The organism is Acinetobacter sp. ACZLY 512, assembly GCF_023614015.1.
In the GTDB taxonomy this organism is placed as follows: Bacteria; Pseudomonadota; Gammaproteobacteria; order Pseudomonadales; family Moraxellaceae; genus Acinetobacter; species Acinetobacter soli.
On the sequence record NZ_JAKIVI010000006.1, the window covers coordinates 167769 to 189108 of the forward strand.

A 21340-nucleotide genomic window follows, 5' to 3' on the forward strand; every position below is an offset into this window, starting at 1 on the left:
TAAATCATTTTGATTTATTTACGATTTGAGAAGTGATGTCTTGTTCAAGACATCACTTCTCAATGCTTAACCAATTTTTAAAATGGGTTTGAGTGTGATGCCTTTGTGGCTATCTATTGCCGCCTGATTAATATCTTTAAAATCATAGAACTTAACCAGTTTGTCGAACGGAAACTTACCTTGCTGATATAGCGAAACCAAAGCCGGAATAAACTTTTTCGGTACGCCGCTACCTTCTACAACGCCGATAATCGATTTGCCGCCAAGCAATAAATCATTCACGTCAAACGCTGCGGTCGTTCCTAAAGGAGGGGCACCCACCACTGCAATGCTGCCAAGAATACCGAGCGCATCGATCCCTTGTTTCAAAATTTCTGGGCGTCCAGTCGATTCAAGAGCAAACTTTACACCACCGCCTGTGATTTCCTTGATGGCTTCGACAGGATCTTGCGTTTTACTGTTGATAACATGGGTCGCACCAAGTTCTTTGGCTAACGCCAAACGAGACTCGACAATATCCACTGCAATAATAGTGGTCGCACCACATACTTTTGCAGCAAGAAGTGCACTGAGTCCGACTGCGCCTGCACCCCAAGTGACAAAGCTACTGGCAGGCGCGACTTTCAGCGCATTGATTGCAGCACCTGCACCAGTTTGTATGCCGCAGCCGAGTGGCCCCAAAAGTTCAAGCGGTACATCTTTACTCACTTTTACGGCATTATTTTCACGGCTGATGGCGTAGGTTGCAAACGAAGATTGCGCAAAGAAATGATCATGAATTTTATGATGATCGTGCGAGCATACGGCAGAATGCCCATCTGGATCTCCACCACTGAAGTTTCGTCCAAAAAAATCCTGACAGTAGGCTGGTTGTCCGCTGCTACACTGCTCACAGCTTCCACAAAAGCCATAGCTGAGCACCACGTGATCACCTACAGCCAAATCTTTGACATTCGGGCCAATGGCTTCAATGATGCCTGAACCCTCGTGACCAAGTACCGCTGGTAATGGAACAGGATAATACTGATCGCGCACAATCAGATCGGTATGGCACATTCCCGTTGCTACAATTTTAACCAATACTTCATCGTTTTGAGGTTCACGAATCTTGAGCTGTTTGAGCTCAAAGTCTGCGCCTTTGCATTTGGTCACTGCTGCTGTGATTAAGGTAAACTTTGTCATTTCTGTACATCCTGTATGAGAAAAAAATTAAAATGGATAGTGTGGCGCCTCAGCCTGAATGGTCATCCATTGCCACTGAGTAAATTCATCTGGATTTGCTGGCCCACCAATTCGTGTTGCATTGCCAGATGCGCCAAATCCGCCAAATGGATTAATCGTTTCATCATTTACGGTCTGATCATTGATATGTAACAAACCGACATTTAGCTGTGCACCGAGTTGCATGGCACGCCCCACATTGGATGAAATAATGCCAGCCGAAAGCCCATAATCTCCCATATTGGCCAGTTCAATCGCTTGTTCATCGCTTGCAAAAGGAATCAGTACGGCCACTGGCCCAAAGATCTCTTCACTGAAAATTGGATTATCTGCTTGCACCTGTGAAAGTACGCTTGGCTCAAAGAACGGGCCATTCGCTTTACCTCCAACTTCAAGGGTCGCGCCGTGTTCAACCGCGGCTTGAACCAATGCTTCTACGCGCTTGCTTTGCTTTTCATTGATCAAAGGGCCAATGGTCACGTTTTGCTCTAAAGGATTACCCACCACAAAGCGTTTGACCTTTTCGATTACGCGCGCTTTGAGAGCATCGTAAATTTTTTCATGAATCAAGATTTTGCCAGATGTCATGCAAATCTGGCCAGAATGCAAAAATGCACCCCATGCAATATTCTCGGCTGCTAAATCGAGATCGGCATCGTCAAGAATAATCAGCGAGTTTTTGCCGCCAAGTTCTAACGAGACTTTTTTCAAAGTTTTGCCGGCATTGGCACCAATGATACGGCCCACCTGCGTTGAACCCGTAAACTGAATGCTGGCAATATGTGGATCGAGTGTGAGAGCCTCACCTGTATCGGCGCCACCTGGTAATACATGCAGTAAGCCCTTTGGTAAGCCAGCCAGTTCAAAAATGCGGGCAATTGCGTAACCACTACACACCGCCGTTCGTTCATCTGGCTTAAGTACCACCGCATTACCAAATGCCAAAGCTGGCCCAACCGCACGAAGCGCCAAATAAAGCGGAAAATTAAAAGGTGAAATTACGCCGACCACACCCAACGGTAAGCGTTTGGCCAAGCTTAATTTACCGTTGCGACTCGGTAATATGTTCCCCTGATCTAGCTGCGGAAATGCAATACAGTTTTTAAGCATTTGAATGCTTACTTTCACTTCAAACTGAGCTTTAAGTGCCAGTGAGCCACTTTCACGAATCAGCCAATTGACCAGTTCATCTTGGTGCTCTGTGGCAATCTGTACGGCTTTTTCAAATACGGCTTGGCGTTCTAAATAATCGAGCGCCCACCACTGCCGCTGCGCCGTTTGCGCTTCTTTCGCTGCTTGAGCAACATCTGTAGGCGATGCAGAGCCTGTCTGGCCGAGCTGCTCACCTGTGGCAACTTCTACCACACCGTAGGGTTGTCCGCTTTCAAACCAACCACCGTTAAATAATTTTTTGTTCCAAATTGAAGCATCAAGTAATGTCATATAGACCTCGTAACGTCCTGTTCGTGCTTTTTCGATAATTTCGTTCTTACGATTGTTTAAAATCACACAGACTAAAATCGTATGTGTAGTATCGATATCTCACCTATTGCAGGGAATGTGCCAATATTTAAATTATTGTTTTTATTTAATTAATTTTTTAAATTTTCGGGTGGTTGTTCAGGGGCTGAACACTATTGAATTGTACATTGTCCAGAATCTGAACAATGTACAGTACTACTTTTAGGATTTATTACTGTAAATACTTATACAGTGTTGTTCTTGAGATATTGAGTCGCTTAGCGGCTTGAGAGATGTTGCCTTTTTCTTGTTGCAAAATGTCCAAAACAAGCTGTTTGGTCATCTGATTTAGTGAAGTTTGAGGCTTATTTGCTAGGTAGGATTGGGGCGTAACTTTTCGTTGCTGTGGTAGATGTAAATGTTCAAGATGCGCATGTTCAAGAGAATCATGCGCTATAAGCGCCGCAGAAAGTTGAATCACATGAGCCAATTCTCGAATGTTTCCGGGCCAATCGTAGCGCTCGAACTGTTCTTGAACATTGACCGACCAACTGTAAATTTTGGCTTTGGCCAGCAGTGTCTTAAAAATATCAATTTTATCTGGACGGTCTTTGAGTTGTGGTAACTCGATCTGATAGCCACATATTCTGTAATACAAATCACTTCTGAAGTCATGGTTGTCAATCATTGCCAATAGATCTTGATGGGTGGCAGAAATTAATTTGAACTGACTTTGAATCGGCTTATGACCGCCTACACGATAAAAAAACTGATCTTGTAAAACGCGTAATAATTTTGCCTGTAAATGTTTGGGTAAATCACCAATTTCATCTAAAAACAAAATGCCCTGATGAGCAAGTTCGATCAAACCACGTTTGCCTTTGGCACTTGCTCCTGTAAAAGCACCTGCTTCATAGCCGAAAAGTTCAGATTCAAGTAAGTGTTCAGGAATAGCTGCACAGTTAATCGAAATAAATGCCTGATCTTTTGCCGCAAATTCGTGAATTTGACGTGCCAAATGATCTTTACCTGAGCCTGTGGCACCCGTAATTAAAATGGGTACATCGGAATGCAAGATTTTGCTTAATTTGGCAATATCTTTGAAATCGGGTGTAGATGTGCTGAATAGGTGGCTTGTTTTTTTAGTCATTTGAGGCGTGTATAAACGTGCATAAAACAGCGCTTCGTCTTGACTACGTATAAATTGCGTCTGCTGCTCAAGTGAGGCGAGGGTACTGATCGAACTGAAATAGTTCGAGATGGGCTTATACAATAATTGATCAATAGACGTATTGAGTAAAGTTAATGCCATTTGATTGGCTTTTTGAATCTGCCCCGTGGCATCAATTTCAATCATGCCAGTATAGGCTGTTTTTAATAAATCTTCTGAATGCTGAAAATAAAGCAGCTGATGTTGTGCTGGCATATTCTTTTTTATAATTTCATTTTCAACCACATATCCCTGATAAAGCAGGTGTCTTAGCCAGTTACTGGCCAGTTGTTCACGATATGAGGTGATGTCCAGCGCGCCCAGTATTTTGCCCTGACCATTGAACACAGGTACCGATGCACAGTAAAAGTCAGAGAATTCATTTAAATAATGCTGGTGGCCCATCATAATGATCGGCATCTGACTCAAAATACTACACGAGGGCGCAATACTGCCAAACTGTGCAATATCCAGAACTTGACCTTGCTTTAAAAAATGATAGGGCGAATGAGGGTCAGGATTTTGATATTCGGCAATAATTTTAAATTGGGTATTCAGAAAAAATGTACAAATATTCTGATGTTTAAACAGCGCCCAAATATCTTTCAAAATAGGAAAAACCGTTTCAGATAGACGCATATCGTCTGTGGTTAGGGGCTGCTGTGTCGAGGCTGGAACTGGCGTGAACGGGCTCAAGCCCGCTGCTTTGGCTTTATGCCACATCTGTAAAATGGTTGGATCAAGCTCGGTTTGTTCTGGAACTTGACCCGTTTTATAAAAATAATCTTTAACTTGGCACCAGTCACGACTTGATGAAATTTGCATAGTTTGAATCCTTCAAAAACAAAGAAACGTTGCTCGCGACTACATCAGAAACAACATCATCTTTTCATCGTCCATTGAATCTTTTTTGACTATAGCAAAGATACTTTTTGAGTTGTGTATAAAAGTTGATTTTATAGATTTCAGGCGTTTTATCCGCATTAACATATCCTAAAGGTATGAATATATGTATTTTTGAATATCGACACACGTGATTAAAAAAAATAAATTAGCGATCAATAATTATTTTTATTACATGATCAGGATGATCTTTTGGGAAGGACCTATGCAATATTCAACAACGCGTCTTTATCAGTTTATGCTACGAATGGGGGTTACTTTTGGCATGGTAGGCTGTATCGGTGTGATACCGACAGTGGTCAATGCTCAAGATAACTGGACACTTAGCCTCAAAAACGCTTATATCGATCGTGATTATGACGGCAATGCTGTCAAGGACACCGGTAGCTGGTCGCAAGGCGCTTCTTTATTTTATAAATCTGACTATTACAAAACACCCATCGATGGACTTGAAATTGGTGTGGATGGTTCAGTGCAATATGCGGTTCGTTTGAGTCATGACAAGGGTGTGGCAGATACCATTTTACCTTTTGATCCGGTAAGCCAAGAGCAGGCGCGTGATTATTTAAAATATGGTGGAACACTTAAACTTAAATATGATCAAACCGAGCTTCGTGTGGGCGAGCTTTGGCCAGATTTACCCGTCACTGCGGTAGACCGTAGCCGTCAGTTACTGACTTCGTATCAGGGGGTTAGTCTCAATTCGAAACTGACCAGTAAGCTTACGGGTGAAATTGGGATAATTTCTAAAGTATCGCCACGTAACGAAGAAGATTTTCGTAAACTGACCTTCACCAAAAATGGCATCAAATACGTTTCGGACGGTTTAAATTACATCGATTTAAAGTATCAGGTTTTACCGAATTTAAAGCTTGAATATTATTTTGGTAATTTAGAAAATCTTTATAACAAACATTATCTTGGCGCAGATTATAGCTACAAGCTTTCGCCTGAGGCCTCGTTGCACACCAAGCTTAAATATTTTAATGCCAGTGAAGACAATAAAAATTACAACATCGATAGCCAAAACCTCGGAATTTTAGAAACTTTAAAGTACCGAAATCATACTGTTGGATTGGGTTATCAGCAAATTGTGGGAGATGCTTACCCACTGCCAGATGGCTTTTTACCTGAAACCTATTTCATTAACTGGAACACCACAGGCTTCTTTAAAGCTGATGAAAAATCAGTTCACTTTATCTATGGCTACGACTTTAAAGATTATGTACCGGGTTTAAATTTTACCTTTAAGCATGTGTATGGGTACGACTTTAAGACCGCAACAGGTCTGAAAAACAAAGAGCAAGAAAGCAACTTTATTTTGAATTACGCCTTTCAAAATCCAAAGCTAAAAGGCGTCGGATTCCAGTGGTTGTATATCCCGTATAAAGTCCGTTACGGAACGGATTTTAACGAAAATCGTTTATTTCTAACTTACACCAAAAAATTCTGAGTGCTTGGTGCTAAATCCTTATGGATGGAGGAATGTTATGTCTAGAGAAATTAATGTCAATCAGATGATTGACGACTCAAAGCTCACGCCGTTTCATTGGCGAGTGATTATACTCAGTACCCTCATTATTATTTTTGATGGTTACGATCTGGTAATTTACGGGGTGGCATTACCGCTTCTGATGAAAGAGTGGGCCATTGATCCGGTCACCGCGGGCTTTATTGGCAGTATTGCATTGTTTGGTATGATGTTTGGTGCCCTGATTTTTGGCACCATCGCCGACAAGCTTGAACATTTGGGCGTGAGCCGAAAAAAAGTCATTGCGGTCTGTATTATTTTATTTAGCTTGTGCACGGTATTGTGCGGTTTTTCTGAAACCACCACGCAATTTTCCATATTTCGCTTTTTGGCAGGTGTAGGCATTGGTGGTGTAATGCCAAACGTAATTGCGCTGGTCAGTGAATACGCACCGAAAAAATTTAAAAGTTTTTTTGTGACCTTGATGTTTAGTGGTTATGCCATTGGCGGCATGACGGCAGCTTTTCTGGGGTCGATTTTAGTGCCGCTCTATGGCTGGAAAATCATGTTTATGATTGCCGGAATTCCATTGGTGTTGTTATTGCCTCTCATGAAAGTTTTACCTGAATCGATTGACTATTTGGTTCGCAAAAAGAAAGATGAAACGGTTCGTTTTATTATGGCTAAAATGGTGCCGTCGTATCAGTATCAGCCCGATCATGTTTTTGTACTGAACTCATCGAATCAAAATCAGGCACAAGCACCAGTCAAAATGATTTTTCAGGAACAGCGTGCGTTTAGTACGATGATGTTTTGGTGCTCAATTTTTATGACACTGATTATGGTTTATGCACTGGGGAACTGGTTGCCAAAACTGATGATTGAAGCAGGTTATAACCTCTCGAAGAGTCTCATTTTCTTGTTCTCTTTAAACGTGGGGGGAATGATCGGCTCTATTTTGGGTGGATATCTTGCCGATCGCTATAACGTCAAATTTGTGACCATGGGCTTGTTATTGCTGGGTGCGATTTCACTGAGTCTGTTGTCTTTCCAGTTTAGCAGTGTGATTTTGTATATCTTAATTGCATGTGCGGGCGCAGCCTCAATTGGTGCTCAAATTATGCTGCTGGCCTATATGGCAAAATTTTATGCCCCAAATGTTCGCTCTACTGGAATTGGCTGGGGGCTTGGCATGGGGCGTGTCGGCGCAATTTTAGGGCCAATCTTGACTGGATGGTTATTGTCTTTGCAACTACCGCACTTCTATAACTTTCTGGCACTGAGTATTCCTGCGGTTCTTGGTATTGTTACGGTATTTTTAATCAATGACAGACGTATGTATCAACCTGAACCGATCAGCCCGATTGCCCATCAAAACGACACCACTACGGTGAAAGTGAACGAAGCAGTCTCGCATTAATCTAAAAATTTATAAAAACCCATCAGCACCTCACAGTCTGATGGGTTTTTTGTTACCAGTTTGGCGGCTCAGTAAAACCTTCATAGGCATATATCTGGCGAATCGTTTCGTACAAAGAATAAATATAAGTGCTTTCCTCCATATTGCGCACGGCAATATAGATGGGCGTGATGGCATCGGGATCTAGAAGCGGCACATAGCTCAGATTAAAAAGCTGGATACTTTGCGTACTGGCCGGTACCAATGAAATTCCTTCACCCGCTGCCACTAATCCAAGCGCCAGTTGAACTTCACGGACTTCATTAATTTTGGTGGGTTCTAAGCCATGATCAGAAAAGATATTCATTACATGGGTAGAAAAATTAGGCTTAGGCGAGCTTGGATAAAGCAAAATTTTTTCATCAATCAAATCGTTTAAATGCACGCCTTTATCTTTCATTTGATTAAGCGGATGGCTGGCATGTACGGCCACCATCAAACGTTCATTACGCAATAAGGTACGTTTAATGGCGGGATCACTGATTTTAAGTCGACCAAATCCGGCATCGATACGACCTTCTTTTAATGCTTCGGTTTGTGCCTTGGTGCCCATTTCGTAAAGTTCAATGCGTAAATTGGGGTGCGCCTGACGATACAAATGAATAATCCGTGGCAGTAAACCAAATAGGAGCGAACCCACAAATCCGATACGAATGGTTTTTTCAACCGAGGCAATGCGCTTGGTCATGGAAACCATTTGATCGACATTCGACAATAGTTTGATGGCGTACTGATAAAAAAAGTGACCTTCAGGTGTTGTCTTGACCGGTCTGCTGCCGCGCTCTAAAAGCTGAATCCCCAATTCTTCTTCAAGATTTTGAATTTGTCGGCTTAAGGGCGGCTGTGCAATGCATAATTTGTCTGCGGCTTTGGTGAAGCTTTGCTCCTCAACCACCGCCACAAAATAGCGGAGATGTCTAAGTTCCATTTAAAAATACTCCATAGGTATTTTATTATACAAATAATGTGTTTGAACTTATTAAAACATTCTTTTAAGGTATAAACAAGCAAGAAAGACAAGAAGAAGGCAGGGGCTTGACCCATTAAATGCTTTCTTCAATTTGGAAAATTGAAAGCTGAAATGGATATTCGTTTTATTCGACGGTTCTGCCGTTAAGTAAACATTTTATGCGTTGCGTTGTTTAATTGAATGTTTGACTAAGCACAGCGTTTTGCTCTGGCCTAGACAAGTTTCTTATTTTGGAATGTTGGAGAAAGGATATGCCACGTATTCCCGTCATTAATACTAGCCATCTTGACCGAATTGATGAACTGCTTGTAGACAATACCGAAACAGGTGAATTTAAGTTACATCGTTCTGTATTTACAGATCAGGCACTTTTTGATCTTGAAATGAAATACATTTTCGAAGGAAATTGGGTTTACTTGGCTCATGAAAGCCAGATTCCCAACAACAACGACTATTACACCACCTATATTGGCAGACAACCGATTTTGATTGCGCGTAATCGCAACGGCGAACTTAACGCCATGATTAACGCATGTTCACATCGTGGTGCACAGCTTTGTCGTCATAAGCGTGGTAATAAGGCCACTTATACCTGCCCATTTCATGGCTGGACCTTCAATAACTCAGGAAAACTGTTGAAGGTGAAAGATCCAAGCGATGCCGGTTATTCAGATTGTTTTAATCAGGACGGTTCCCACGACTTAAAAAAGGTGGCGCGTTTTGAAAGTTATAAAGGTTTTTTATTTGGCAGTCTGAATCCTGATGTACCGTCACTGCAAGAGTTTTTAGGGGAAACCACCAAAATTATCGACATGATTGTCGGGCAATCCGATCAGGGTCTTGAAGTACTACGTGGTGTTTCGACCTACACCTATGAAGGAAACTGGAAGTTGACCGCAGAAAACGGAGCAGATGGCTATCACGTTTCGGCGGTGCACTGGAACTATGCAGCCACCACGCAGCATCGTAAAGAAAAACAGGCAGGTGACACCATTCGCGCGATGAGTGCGGGCTCGTGGGGGAAACATGGCGGTGGTTCATATGGATTTGAACATGGTCATATGTTGCTCTGGACACAATGGGGTAATCCGGAAGACCGACCAAACTTTCCTAAAGCAGCGGAATATACCGAAAAATTCGGTGCCGCAATGTCGAAATGGATGATCGAACGCTCACGTAACTTGTGTTTATATCCAAACGTTTACCTGATGGATCAGTTTGGTTCGCAAATTCGTGTTTTACGTCCAATTTCGGTCAATAAAACCGAAGTCACCATTTACTGTATTGCGCCTGTAGGTGAAGCACCCGAAGCGCGTGCACGCCGTATTCGCCAGTATGAAGATTTCTTTAATGCATCTGGAATGGCGACACCAGACGATCTTGAGGAGTTTCGTGCCTGTCAGGCTGGTTATGCAGGTATTGAACTGGAATGGAACGACATGTGCCGCGGATCAAAACATTGGATTTATGGACCAGACGATGCCGCTAATGAAATCGGATTAAAACCGGCTATTAGTGGTATTAAAACTGAAGATGAAGGCTTGTATTTGGCACAGCATCAATACTGGCTCAAAAGTATGAAACAAGCGATTGCTGCGGAAAAAGAATTTGCATCGCGTCAGGGAGAGAACGCATGAATGCTACAGCACTTTTAGACACCATCAGCATCGAACAGATTAGCCAGTTTTTGTATAGCGAGGCCCGTTTTTTAGATGATGAGCAATGGGATGACTGGCTTGAATGTTACGCACCTCAAGCCTCATTTTGGATGCCCGCGTGGGACGATAACGACCAGCTTACTGAAAACCCTCAAACTGAGATTTCGCTGATTTATTATCCAGATCGCCAAGGTCTTGAAGATCGAGTGTTTCGGATTAAAACCGAGCGTTCATCGGCGACCATGCCAGATACGCGTACGGCACACAATATTAGCAATATCGAAGTTGAATCACGTGATGGCCTTCAAGTCACAGTACGTTTTAACTGGAATACGCTCAGTTTCCGCTATAAAAACAGCTACAGCTATTTTGGCATGTCACGCTATGTAATCGATTTTTCAGGTGAACAACCAAAAATCTTGAGCAAGTATGTGGTGCTTAAGAATGATTACATTAATCAAGTCATTGATATTTATCATATCTAAATCAGTTGTACCTCAGTCAAACGGACACTTGACTGAGGGTTTATGAGTTTATATTTGAATAGGATTCCTGCCATGTCAAACCATCAAGTAGCACTTCAATTTGAAGATGGCGTTACCCGTTTTATTCGCGTCGCTCAAGGTGAAACCTTATCCGATGCCGCATACCGTCAGCAAATCAATATTCCAATGGACTGTCGTGAAGGCGCGTGTGGTACCTGTCGTGCCTTTTGTGAATCTGGCAACTATGACATGCCTGAAGACAATTACATTGAAGATGCACTCACCCCAGAAGAAGCGCAGCAGGGTTACGTTTTGGCATGTCAATGTCGTCCAACTTCGGATGCTGTATTTCAAATTCAGGCATCTTCTGAGGTATGTAAAACCAAGATTCATCACTTTGAAGGCACGTTGGCGCGGGTTGAAAATCTATCGGATTCGACCATCACCTTTGATATTCAGCTCGATGACGGCCAGCCCGATATTCATTTTCTGGCAGGGCAGTATGTCAACGTGACGCTGCCGGGCACCACGGAAACACGCTCGTATTCGTTTAGCTCACAACCGGGCAGTCGCTTAACCGGGTTCGTGGTTCGTAATGTGCCGCTAGGTAAAATGAGCGAGTATTTAAGTGTGCAGGCCAAAGCAGGCGACAAAATGAGCTTTACTGGACCATTTGGTAGTTTTTATCTGCGTGATGTCAAGCGTCCTGTGCTCATGCTGGCTGGTGGTACAGGAATCGCACCGTTTTTATCGATGTTGCAAGTACTTGAGCAAAAAGGCAGTGAGCATCCGGTACGACTGGTGTTTGGCGTAACGCAAGATTGTGATCTGGTGGCGCTTGAACAACTCGATGCACTTCAGCAGAAACTACCATGGTTTGAATATCGTACCGTGGTGGCACATGCAGAAAGTCAACATGAACGTAAAGGTTACGTCACGGGTCATATCGAAAATGACTGGCTAAATGGCGGTGAAGTTGATGTGTATCTGTGCGGACCGGTTCCTATGGTGGAAGCGGTGCGAAGCTGGTTGGATACACAAGGGATTCAACCAGCGAACTTTTTATTTGAAAAATTCTCTGCCAACTAACTCAAAACGGAGACCGATATGAATTCGACACAACGTTTTGAACATAAAGTTGTCATTGTAACAGGTGCAGCTCAAGGCATTGGTCGTGGTGTTGCACTACGGATTGCCCAAGAGGGAGGGCGTCTGATATTGGCCGACCGTTCTGATCTGGTTCAGGCGGTATTGGCTGAGATCAAAGCCTTGGGCGCATTGGCAATTGCTGTTGAGACAGATTTGGAAACTTATGCTGGTGCGGAATCGGTGGTATCACATGCAATTGCCGAATACGGACGCATCGACGTGCTGATCAATAATGTCGGTGGTGCAATCTGGATGAAACCCTTTCAGGAGTTTTCAGAAGAGGAAATTATTCAGGAGGTTCATCGCTCCTTATTTCCAACGCTCTGGTGCTGCCGTGCAGTACTTCCAGAAATGCTAAAACATCAACAGGGCACTATTGTGAATGTGTCGTCAATTGCGACACGAGGTATTCACCGAATTCCATATTCGGCTTCTAAAGGCGGTGTAAATGCCTTAACGGCTTCACTTGCCTTTGAGCATGCCCAGCATGGTATTCGTGTGAATGCGGTTGCAACGGGAGGAACTGAAGCGCCGCCGCGTAAGATTCCACGTAATGCTCAGCCTTTATCGGAAAATGAACAAGTCTGGATGCAACAAGTGGTTGACCAAACCATTGATCGAAGCTTTTTAGGGCGTTATGGCAGTATTGATGAACAAGTCAATGCGATTACTTTTTTAGCCTCAGATGAATCTTCTTACATCACGGGCAGCGTGCTTCCGGTGGGTGGAGGCGATCAGGGATGATCTGATGGTCATTATTTAAAGGGAGACTGCAAGGAGGCATCATGACAACCCTGTTAAAAACATTGAAGCAAGATTGGTCGTTATCGGCCACGATTGCAGGCTTTTTAGCGGTCCTGATTTCATACTCGGGCCCGTTAATTATCTTCTTTCAAGCAGCACAAAAAGCACACGTCTCGACAGAGATGATGATCTCATGGATTTGGGCTATTTCGATCGGTGCCGCCGTGACAGGTATTTTTTTATCTATTCGGTTTAAAACACCTGTAGTGACCGCATGGTCGGCACCCGGGACGGCATTGTTGGTTACCTTGTTTCCCAACATTAGTTTAAATGAAGCCATTGCCGCCTATATTACCGCGGCAATTGTGATTTTTCTGGTCGGCATTACCGGCTATTTTGACAAATTACTCAAATGGATACCGCAGGGAATTGCTGCTGGCATGATGGCCGGCATTTTATTCCAGTTTGGTCTTGGGCTATTTCTTGCCACCGATACTTTACCGCTGATCGTGTTTAGCATGTTGCTGTGTTATCTGATCAGTCGACGCTTTTCACCGCGTTACTGCATGCTTTGGGTACTTATTTGTGGTGTAGCGTTTAGTTTTTTTCTTGGAAAAATGAATCCGGTGCCGCTAGATTTTCACATTGCACGCCCGCAGTTTATTGCACCAGAGTGGTCATGGTTTTCAACCTTAAATTTGGCGCTGCCGCTAATTTTGGTGAGCTTAACAGGGCAGTTTCTGCCTGGTATGGCCATTTTAAAACTCAGTGGGTATAACACACCCGCCAAACCAATTATTGCCGCCGCAAGCTTGGCCTCGTTGTTTGCTGCCTTTGCAGGTGGAATTACCATTGTACTGGCCTCCATTACAGCCACCTTATGTATGGGTAAAGATGCACATGAACTCAAAGACAAACGCTATATTGCTGGAATAGCAAATGGTTTGTTTTATATTTTAGGAGGTGTGTTTGCAGGCAGTATTGTAGCGTTGTTTAGCTTATTGCCCAAAGAACTGGTTGCTGCACTGGCCGGACTTGCGCTTTTGGGTGCAATAGCAAGCAATATTAAAATTGCCATGCAAGAAGATCAGCAACGAGATCCTGCACTGATTACCTTTTTGGCAACCGTTTCGGGAATGCATTTCTTGGGCTTGAGTTCAGTGTTTTGGGGGATGTGTATTGGCATGCTGGCCTATTTTATCTTACTAAAACCCAAAGCCAGTTAAATTAAATTTGTCATTTAGACCATTCGATTATTTCTATCATATTCGCTTTATTCTAAGGCGAATTTTGTTTTTTAAGAGATGACATATCACTCAGCTTAATTTGTTTCTATTTCATTCCTGTTGAAACCACCATGGGTTTGAGTAGTTCAATACATAACAATTTTTTAACTCCTGAATATTCCTTTTATGAAGGTATTTAGCGATATCTGCTCGGCCATAGCAATGATCACATTATGAGCTAAATTTACTTTTTAAAATTTAAATACATTATATATATTTGAATTTTATTGTTTTATTTTAAATTTTAGCCTGAAAATTTTTATTAAGATTTATTTTTAAATCAGATGTCTAAAAAATTAGTATACCAAAAAAGCATGAAAACATACTCTCTTGGGAATTGGAGTCGTCATGAGTTTCAGATACAGTTGGTCAGTATGGAAGGTATAGAAACGACTATCGAAATAAATAAGTTTGTGGTGTGTGAAGCAAGGCAAAGCTCAAGGCTGAGGCAAACCAAGCAAAGGTTAATTGAACCAATATGCACAACACATTCAACGATAGCGTCGACAGATAAGTTTATCAAATGATGTTTTGGCGATTTCAAGGAGAAAGCCATGGAAGTTAAAATATTCAATACTCAGGATGTGCAAGATTTTTTACGTGTTGCAAGCGGACTTGAGCAAGAAGGTGGCAATCCGCGTGTAAAGCAGATCATCCATCGTGTGCTTTCAGATTTATATAAAGCCATTGAAGATTTGAATATCACTTCAGATGAATACTGGGCGGGTGTGGCATATTTAAATCAGCTAGGTGCCAATCAAGAAGCTGGTTTACTCTCGCCAGGCTTGGGTTTTGACCACTACCTCGATATGCGTATGGATGCCGAAGATGCCGCACTAGGTATTGAAAATGCGACACCACGTACCATTGAAGGCCCGCTATATGTGGCAGGTGCGCCTGAATCGGTAGGTTATGCGCGCATGGATGACGGAAGTGATCCAAATGGTCATACCCTGATTCTACATGGCACGATCTTTGATGCAGATGGAAAACCTTTACCAAATGCCAAAGTTGAAATCTGGCATGCCAACACCAAAGGCTTTTATTCACACTTCGACCCAACAGGCGAGCAGCAAGCGTTCAATATGCGCCGCAGTATTATTACCGATGAAAACGGTCAGTATCGCGTTCGTACCATTTTGCCTGCGGGTTATGGTTGCCCACCAGAAGGTCCAACGCAACAGTTGCTGAATCAATTGGGCCGTCATGGTAACCGCCCTGCGCACATTCACTATTTTGTTTCTGCCGATGGACACCGCAAACTGACTACGCAAATTAATGTGGCTGGCGATCCGTACACCTATGACGACTTTGCTTATGCAACCCGTGAAGGCTTGGTGGTTGATGCAGTGGAACACATCGATCCTGAAGCCATTAAGGCCAATGATGTTGAAGGCCCATTCGCTGAAATGGTTTTCGATCTAAAATTGACGCGTTTGGTTGATGGTGTGGATAACCAAGTTGTTGATCGTCCACGTCTAGCGGTGTAATACACCAAAATGGTTCAAAATTATCAGGCGAGTGATCAAGATCACTGGCCTGTTTTTATTTCAGGGAAGGGTGGAGACAATTACGTGGACAATCAAATCATTCAGGAAGCCGTAGATAAAATTTTAAGCGTATTGCCGAATCAGGCTGGGCAATTGGCACGCTTGGTTCGTCTGATGCAGTTTGCTTGTGACCCCACCATTACCGTCATTGGTAAATATAATCATGGTAAAAGCCGACTACTCAATGAGCTGATCGGGACAGATATTTTTTCTGTTGCCGATAAACGAGAGACGATTCAACTGGCCGAACATAAACAAGATCAGGTGCGTTGGTTAGATGCACCCGGACTCGATGCAGATGTTGCGGCAGTGGATGATCGTCATGCTTTCGAAGCAGTCTGGACACAGGCAGATATTCGCCTTTTTGTGCATTCAGTCCGAGAAGGCGAACTCGATGCAACCGAGCATCATCTTTTACAACAACTTATTGAAGATGCAGACCATAGCCGACGCCAAACCATACTGGTCTTGACCCAGATAGATCAGATACCGGATCAGACAATTTTAACCCAGATTAAAACCTCAATTGCACAGCAGGTACCCAAACTCGATATTTTGGCTGTTTCGGCCACTCGCCACCGTCAGGGCATTGAAAACGGGAAAACCTTGCTGATCGAAAAAAGTGGAATCGGCGCATTGCGACATACACTTGAGCAGGCACTTGCTCAGGTTCCATCTGCACGAGCGTATGAAAAGAATAGATTGCTGTCTGGTTTGTATCATCAACTCAATCAGTTATTACTCGATCAAAAACGTGTACTTCAGCAACTACAACAGACACAGCAGCAGCAATTACATGACTTTGATACAGGGCTCATCAACATACTCGATAAGATTCGAGTAGATCTTGAGCCCATTGTAAATATAGATGGCCAAGATCAAGCACTCAATCCAGATTCATTTGCCACGATGTTTAAAAATACAGAAGCCAAGCAGCAACGTGCCAAAGTGCAGATTGCTTACTCACGTGCCTGTATCGAGATCAATAGCCATCTCATACGTCACGGTGTGGTGGGTTTACCTACAGAGCAGCAAACTACGATTAAAAGTATTGATACGGTCATTGTTGCGGTTTTTGGAATTTCAGTGAAATTTCGCGATCAGCTACGTGCATTGTTTTATACCGATACCGAACGACAACGCCTGCAAAGAGAGTTTCGATTTTATTTTGAAAAGTCAGCAGGCCGAATGGCTTTAGCTGCCAAGATTGAGCAGACAATGCGGCAGCTAGGGGGTATTCAAAATGCAATGATGGCGTTGCAACAGATGGAGAGTGCAGCATGACCAGCGGCGGACATATTCAATTGTTTATCGAACACACCCGGCAGATTGCGACTGCCCAAGGGGATATACAGTTGGCATTGCAATTGATGCAGCAATGGCGCGAAGCATTTGCTACAGCATTAAAACAAAATACCTTTGATTTAACGGGCTGGTCACCGCAGGCAAAAATCGCCAATCAACTCAAGCAATTTAACCATAAGCTTACAACGCATGTATCGAATTGGGATACCGAATGGCATACTTTTAGTGCTGCTCAATCGGTTGCAGAAGTATTTCATGATCGGGTGATGTTGCTTGTATTCGGTAAGTTTAATGCCGGAAAGAGTTCGTTATGTAACTTACTGGCCGAATGCTTTCGTTCTCACGGACAAACCGTGCAATATTTTCATGTTCAAAATGAACAGATATTTTATACCGAATCTCGCTTACGCGAAGGTGCAACCGAGACGACAGCGCAACTACAGGGCGTATGTCTGGGTGAAAAACTTATTTTGCTAGATACCCCAGGTTTGCATTCTGGTACTCAAGAAAATGCAGTGCTCACACAAAAATTTATCGACAGTGCAGATGGTGTGCTGTGGCTCAGTAGCGCAACTTCACCTGGTCAGGTGCAAGAGCTAGATGCACTGGGGCGCGAGTTAAAGCGTCATAAACCTTTATTTCCTGTTATTACCCGAAGCGATTTTGTCGAAGAAGATGAAATTGATGGTGAGCTACGTACAGTGCTTTGCAATAAAAATTCAGAACAACGCGCGTTGCAAGAGTCTGATGTATTGATGCGTGCGCAAGAAAAACTGCACAGTATGCAAGTGGACGTGAGTTTATTAAAGCCGCCCGTGTCCGTTTCAACTCAAATGGCGCGTGAAGCAGATATGACCCCACAAGCCATGAACGAGGCTGGTTTTGAGCGATTATTTGCAGCACTTTTGGCCCTTATTGAGCCTGCTTTGCGCTATAAGCAGCGTAAACCTGCCGAAGTATTGTTGCATTTTTTGCAAGAACACGTCATTGAAGGTTTAAGGCTTTATCTGCAACCCGATCTAGAGCAAATACAACAGGACCTCAAACAGGCTCAAGATGATTTACGACAGCTACACACCGATTTAGCCGAGGCAGTCTGGCGTAGCGTATTGCCTGAGCTGCCACAACTTCTTGAGCAACATGCAAATACACAAGATATTGATGCCGTAGTGAACAGTTTGAACGAGTGGATGAACGTCGCATTCGAACAACAGGTTGCAATTCAGCTTGATGCTTATGGTTTAAATTTGGATTCGCTTAGCAAGATCGAAAAAATCGAAAAAATGCAGTATGAACGCATTGCGGGAATGTTAGTGCATGATGGCTTGTACACGATTCTCACGCAGCAGATTCAACAAGCTGTCAAAGCTTCCACGAGTGAATTGATTGAGCAGTGTCAGGCTCAACTTGAGCAGTCAATCAAACATGTTCAAACACTCGATGAAACGTTCATCGATTACAGCGCAGCACTCGATCAACTCAGCCAAGCGCTACGCGTTGAATAAATAGTAGAAATTTTTCAGACATATTTTATTCGATGAGTGGCCTGATGTGGTGTGTTGCAAACACCTCCTGTACACAGGCGAGAATTTTAGGAATGTAATTACTGTGGTCCATATTTCGCACCGCGAGTGAAATTGGGCTATAGGCATCATCATCTAAAATTGGAATATAAAGCAGATTCTTCACCCCAATATCCATGGCAGACGCCGGGACGATACAGACGCCTTCACCTGCTGCCACCAAGCCGAGCGCCAGTTGAATTTCGCGTATTTCGGTGAGTTTGGATGGTACTAGGCCCAGCTCGGTAAAGAGTGACTGAATAAAGGTCGCAAAATTAGGTTTTTGAGAGACAGGGTACAGCAGCATCGGTTCATCAATAATTTGAGAGAGATGAACTCCTGTTGCTGCAAACTGATTGAGATGATGATGCTTATGGATTGCAAGTTTGAGCTGTTCTTTATGCAACACGATACGTCGAATTGCAGGATCGGTAATTTTGAGCCGACCAAAACCCAGATCGATTTTTCCCTGCTTAAGAGCATTGATTTGATCTTTGGTACCGCATTCGATGAGTTCGATGTGAATTTCAGGATTTTGCTGACGAAACAGATAAATAATTTCAGGTAACAAACCATACAGTAAGGAACTGACATAACCAATTCTCAAGGTTTGACTGACCGTTGCAATCCGTTTTGCCATCGAGGACGCTTGTGCAGTATGAGTCAAAATCTGCACAGCATGCTGATAAAAAAACATGCCTGCTTCAGTCACTTTAGCCGGTCTGGAGCCGCGTTCAAATAGCTGAATTCCCAATTCTTCTTCGAGTTTTTGAATTTGTCGGCTGAGAGGCGGCTGGGCAATACACAACTTTTCAGCAGCTTTGGAAATGCTTTGCTCTTCAACCACGGTCACAAAATATCTGAGGTGTCTTAGTTCCATTTATACGCCCTAATCGATTTTATATACCTTTTTAGTATGCAAAAATACCAAATTGTTTATCGTTTTTATTATTACATTAATTTAAGGTATGTAAATAGTATTTATTGAAAAGAAGATGGACCGATGTATAAATCAGTGGAAACTATATTAGTCGATATTCCAACTATTCGTCCGCACAAGCTTTCGGTTACCACGATGCAGACGCAGACATTAGTTTTGATCAAAATCATCACGGAAGATGGCATTGTAGGCTGGGGCGAAGCGACTACGATTGGTGGATTAAACTATGGCGAAGAAAGCCCAGAAAGTGTTAAAGCCAATATCGACACCTATTTCAAGCCATTGCTCTTGTCCATCAAGGCGCCTTTAAATGTAGCCCAAACCCTAAAATTAATTCGTAAAAGTATCAATGGTAATCGCTTTGCCAAATGTGCAATTCAAACTGCGCTTTTAGAGATACAGGCTAAACGACTGAATATACCCGTGAGCGAATTGCTGGGTGGACGTATTCGTGATCGATTACCTGTGCTGTGGACACTGGCTTCAGGTGACACCGATAAAGATATTGCCGAAGCAAAAAAAATGATCGAATTAAAGCGCCATAATACCTTTAAATTAAAAATTGGTTCAAATCCGCTACAGCACGATGTCGATCATGTAATTGCCATTAAAAAAGCACTTGGCCCGGAAATCAGTGTGCGTGTAGATGTGAACCGTGCATGGTCTGAGCTTGAATGTGTTAAAGGGATTCAACAGCTTCAAGATGGTGGAATCGATCTGATTGAGCAGCCCTGTGCGATTGAAAATACAGATGCTTTAGCACGTCTGACCGCACGTTTTGATGTGGCCATTATGGCAGATGAGGTCTTGACTGGTCCAGACAGTGCCTATCGAATTGCCAAAAAATCGGGTGCCGATGTGTTTGCAGTAAAAGTCGAACAATCGGGTGGTCTGATTGAAGCCTGTGAAGTGGCAAAAATTGCGCGTCTTGCGGGAATCAGTTTATATGGTGGCACCATGCTTGAAGGACCTGTTGGCAGTATTGCATCGGCACATGCCTTTAGTACCTTTGAAACACTGGAGTTTGGCACTGAACTGTTCGGGCCTTTATTGCTAACACAAAGCATTTTGAAAACACCTTTGCAATATGAAAACTTCGAGCTGGTGGTTCCCAATACGCCAGGTCTGGGAATTGAGGTCGACGAAGACAAACTCGAACAGTTACGCCGTCATTAAGGAAAAGGAAATTTACTATGTTGTTTCAAGTTCGTATGGATGTGCATTTACCTGTTAGCATGCCTACTGATCAGGCCAATCAGATTAAATCGGTCGAGAAGGCCTATTCACAAGAGTTGCAACGCCAAGGCAAATGGCGTCATATCTGGCGTATTACCGGACAATATTCCAATATCAGTATTTTTGATGTCGAAAGTAATGAAGAGCTACATACGATTTTACAAGGCTTACCGCTATATCCGTATATGAAAATTGAAGTCATGGCGCTCAATCGTCATCCGTCTTCTGTGCGTGATGACGATAGTTGATATGTCAGTAGAGATGACACTTCATCGGTGTTCATCTCTTAGGTTTATGGTATTTCTTTATTTTCCGTTTTCATCCAAAGGTTGATGACATGATAGATAAAAGTGCAGCGACCCTAACGGAAGCGCTCTCCCAGATCCACGACGGTGCCACCATCCTGATTGGTGGTTTTGGAACAGCCGGCCAACCCGCCGAGCTGATTGACGGACTGATTGAACTAGGTCGCAAGAACCTGACCATCGTCAGCAACAACGCCGGCAATGGAGACTATGGACTGGCCAAGCTGCTAAAAACTGGCGCCGTTAAAAAGATCATCTGTTCCTTCCCACGTCAGGCCGACTCCTACGTATTTGACGAGCTATACCGTGCGGGCAAAATTGAACTTGAAATCGTGCCGCAGGGCAATCTGGCCTGCCGCATACAGGCCGCTGGCATGGGGCTGGGGCCGATCTACACCCCAACTGGTTTTGGCACTTTACTCGCA

18 protein-coding genes are annotated in these 21340 nt (G+C 43.3%); 13 read left to right on the top strand and 5 right to left on the bottom strand.

Annotated elements, in window-relative coordinates; genetic code table 11:
• Positions 1-66 precede the first annotated feature (66 nt).
• The 3 genes from areB to areR all read right to left on the bottom strand — a co-directional run bounded on the left by areB (position 67) and on the right by areR (position 4717).
• On the bottom strand, positions 67-1182 hold the full coding sequence (areB, locus tag L2096_RS08920) for a benzyl alcohol dehydrogenase AreB (RefSeq protein ID WP_250365247.1): 1116 nt from the start codon (positions 1180-1182) through the stop codon (positions 67-69).
• 27 nt (positions 1183-1209) lie between these two features.
• Positions 1210-2664, bottom strand: a complete 1455-nt coding sequence (gene areC / locus L2096_RS08925; protein WP_004946701.1) for a benzaldehyde dehydrogenase AreC — start codon at positions 2662-2664, stop codon at positions 1210-1212.
• A gap of 250 nt (positions 2665-2914) precedes the next feature.
• Positions 2915-4717: a sigma 54-interacting transcriptional regulator AreR gene (gene areR / locus L2096_RS08930; RefSeq protein ID WP_250365248.1), complete on the bottom strand. Its 1803-nt coding sequence runs from the start codon at positions 4715-4717 to the stop codon at positions 2915-2917.
• 283 nt (positions 4718-5000) lie between these two features.
• Between areR and benP the strand changes: the two genes are divergently transcribed.
• Entirely contained in the window at positions 5001-6248 is a 1248-nt protein-coding gene (gene benP, locus L2096_RS08935; protein WP_250365249.1) for a benzoate transport porin BenP, read from the top strand.
• A gap of 37 nt (positions 6249-6285) precedes the next feature.
• On the top strand, positions 6286-7686 hold the full coding sequence (gene benK, locus L2096_RS08940) for an MFS family benzoate transporter BenK (protein WP_151965196.1): 1401 nt from the start codon (positions 6286-6288) through the stop codon (positions 7684-7686).
• A 52-nt stretch (positions 7687-7738) separates the two neighbouring features.
• Here benK and benM read toward each other — a convergent pair whose 3' ends face one another.
• Positions 7739-8653, bottom strand: coding sequence for a benzoate utilization transcription regulator BenM (gene benM / locus L2096_RS08945; protein WP_004925500.1), 915 nt, complete (start codon positions 8651-8653; stop codon positions 7739-7741).
• Between the two features lie 293 nt (positions 8654-8946).
• Here benM and benA point away from each other — a divergent pair, with 293 nt between their 5' ends.
• The 8 genes from benA to L2096_RS08985 all read left to right on the top strand — a co-directional run bounded on the left by benA (position 8947) and on the right by L2096_RS08985 (position 18377).
• A complete protein-coding gene (benA, locus tag L2096_RS08950; protein ID WP_004946713.1) occupies positions 8947-10332 on the top strand; it encodes a benzoate 1,2-dioxygenase large subunit BenA in 1386 nt (461 codons plus the stop codon).
• Positions 10329-10838, top strand: a complete 510-nt coding sequence (gene benB / locus L2096_RS08955; protein WP_004936940.1) for a benzoate 1,2-dioxygenase small subunit BenB — start codon at positions 10329-10331, stop codon at positions 10836-10838. The genes benA and benB overlap by 4 nt, the downstream gene beginning before the upstream one ends.
• A gap of 72 nt (positions 10839-10910) precedes the next feature.
• Positions 10911-11927, top strand: coding sequence for a benzoate 1,2-dioxygenase electron transfer component BenC (gene benC, locus L2096_RS08960; RefSeq protein ID WP_250365250.1), 1017 nt, complete (start codon positions 10911-10913; stop codon positions 11925-11927).
• 18 nt (positions 11928-11945) lie between these two features.
• Positions 11946-12731 (top strand): benzoate diol dehydrogenase BenD, encoded by a 786-nt coding sequence (gene benD / locus L2096_RS08965; RefSeq protein WP_250365251.1) that lies wholly within the window; start codon positions 11946-11948, stop codon positions 12729-12731.
• A gap of 41 nt (positions 12732-12772) precedes the next feature.
• On the top strand, positions 12773-13957 hold the full coding sequence (gene benE, locus L2096_RS08970) for a benzoate/H(+) symporter BenE (protein WP_250365252.1): 1185 nt from the start codon (positions 12773-12775) through the stop codon (positions 13955-13957).
• Positions 13958-14571: 614 nt separating this feature from the next.
• Positions 14572-15507, top strand: a complete 936-nt coding sequence (gene catA / locus L2096_RS08975; RefSeq protein WP_151965192.1) for a catechol 1,2-dioxygenase — start codon at positions 14572-14574, stop codon at positions 15505-15507.
• Positions 15508-15591: 84 nt separating this feature from the next.
• On the top strand, positions 15592-16851 hold the full coding sequence (locus L2096_RS08980) for a GTPase (RefSeq protein ID WP_250365253.1): 1260 nt from the start codon (positions 15592-15594) through the stop codon (positions 16849-16851).
• A complete protein-coding gene (locus tag L2096_RS08985) occupies positions 16848-18377 on the top strand; it encodes a dynamin family protein (RefSeq protein WP_151808841.1) in 1530 nt (509 codons plus the stop codon). The genes L2096_RS08980 and L2096_RS08985 overlap by 4 nt, the downstream gene beginning before the upstream one ends.
• Before the next feature lie 25 nt (positions 18378-18402).
• On the opposite strand, the gene catM is transcribed toward L2096_RS08985, so the two are convergent.
• Complete coding sequence (gene catM / locus L2096_RS08990) at positions 18403-19314, bottom strand: cis,cis-muconate-binding transcription regulator CatM (RefSeq protein ID WP_004946733.1); 912 nt, start codon at positions 19312-19314, stop codon at positions 18403-18405.
• 123 nt (positions 19315-19437) lie between these two features.
• On the opposite strand from catM, the gene L2096_RS08995 reads away from it, so the two are divergent.
• The 3 genes from L2096_RS08995 to L2096_RS09005 form a co-directional block, all read left to right on the top strand.
• The gene (locus tag L2096_RS08995) at positions 19438-20550 is read left to right on the top strand and encodes a muconate/chloromuconate family cycloisomerase (protein ID WP_004936964.1); all 1113 of its coding nucleotides are present in this window, start codon (positions 19438-19440) and stop codon (positions 20548-20550) included.
• Between the two features lie 17 nt (positions 20551-20567).
• Positions 20568-20858, top strand: coding sequence for a muconolactone Delta-isomerase (gene catC, locus L2096_RS09000; RefSeq protein WP_004925455.1), 291 nt, complete (start codon positions 20568-20570; stop codon positions 20856-20858).
• A gap of 89 nt (positions 20859-20947) precedes the next feature.
• A partial coding sequence (locus tag L2096_RS09005; RefSeq protein ID WP_250365254.1) for a 3-oxoacid CoA-transferase subunit A occupies positions 20948-21340 on the top strand: 393 nt, incomplete at its 3' end.

Coding starts and splice junctions, on each gene's coding strand:
- areB (WP_250365247.1), bottom strand. CDS start 1,182: ATGACAAAGTTTACCTTAATCACAGCAGCAGTGACCAAATGCAAAGGC.
- areC (WP_004946701.1), bottom strand. CDS start 2,664: ATGACATTACTTGATGCTTCAATTTGGAACAAAAAATTATTTAACGGT.
- areR (WP_250365248.1), bottom strand. CDS start 4,717: ATGCAAATTTCATCAAGTCGTGACTGGTGCCAAGTTAAAGATTATTTT.
- benP (WP_250365249.1), top strand. CDS start 5,001: ATGCAATATTCAACAACGCGTCTTTATCAGTTTATGCTACGAATGGGG.
- benK (WP_151965196.1), top strand. CDS start 6,286: ATGTCTAGAGAAATTAATGTCAATCAGATGATTGACGACTCAAAGCTC.
- benM (WP_004925500.1), bottom strand. CDS start 8,653: ATGGAACTTAGACATCTCCGCTATTTTGTGGCGGTGGTTGAGGAGCAA.
- benA (WP_004946713.1), top strand. CDS start 8,947: ATGCCACGTATTCCCGTCATTAATACTAGCCATCTTGACCGAATTGAT.
- benB (WP_004936940.1), top strand. CDS start 10,329: ATGAATGCTACAGCACTTTTAGACACCATCAGCATCGAACAGATTAGC.
- benC (WP_250365250.1), top strand. CDS start 10,911: ATGTCAAACCATCAAGTAGCACTTCAATTTGAAGATGGCGTTACCCGT.
- benD (WP_250365251.1), top strand. CDS start 11,946: ATGAATTCGACACAACGTTTTGAACATAAAGTTGTCATTGTAACAGGT.
- benE (WP_250365252.1), top strand. CDS start 12,773: ATGACAACCCTGTTAAAAACATTGAAGCAAGATTGGTCGTTATCGGCC.
- catA (WP_151965192.1), top strand. CDS start 14,572: ATGGAAGTTAAAATATTCAATACTCAGGATGTGCAAGATTTTTTACGT.
- L2096_RS08985 (WP_151808841.1), top strand. CDS start 16,848: ATGACCAGCGGCGGACATATTCAATTGTTTATCGAACACACCCGGCAG.
- catM (WP_004946733.1), bottom strand. CDS start 19,314: ATGGAACTAAGACACCTCAGATATTTTGTGACCGTGGTTGAAGAGCAA.
- L2096_RS08995 (WP_004936964.1), top strand. CDS start 19,438: ATGTATAAATCAGTGGAAACTATATTAGTCGATATTCCAACTATTCGT.
- catC (WP_004925455.1), top strand. CDS start 20,568: ATGTTGTTTCAAGTTCGTATGGATGTGCATTTACCTGTTAGCATGCCT.